The 318-nt window shown below is 75.5% G+C and carries 1 protein-coding gene; it reads right to left on the reverse strand.

All coding sequences use genetic code 11. The features are described 5' to 3' along the window. On the reverse strand, window positions 1-318 hold a 318-nt coding region (locus tag JL475_RS39480; protein ID WP_202282990.1), incomplete at both ends, for a polyketide synthase dehydratase domain-containing protein.

Here is a 318-nt window from a genome sequence, read left to right on the forward strand (position 1 = left end):
ATCGCCATCTCCACCAGCGCCGTACCCGGCACCACCACGGCGTCCCGAACGCGGTGGTCCGCCAGCCACGGCTGGCCGTCCACCGACAGCCGTCCCGTCAGCACGACACCGCCGGAGGCCGGCAGGGCCACGACGGAGCGCAGCAGGCCGTGTCCCGCGGCGGCCTGGCCGGCGTCCACCACGTTCGAGCCGCCGGTGACGGTGCGGGCGTCCATCCAGTAGCGGCTGCGCTGGAACGCGTACGTGGGCAGCTCGACGCGCCGCGCGCCAGTGCCGGCGTAGAAGGCCTCCCAGTCGACGGGCGCGCCACCGACGTGC

This window comes from Streptomyces sp. M2CJ-2, from assembly GCF_016757295.1.
In the GTDB taxonomy this organism is placed as follows: domain Bacteria; phylum Actinomycetota; class Actinomycetes; order Streptomycetales; family Streptomycetaceae; genus Streptomyces.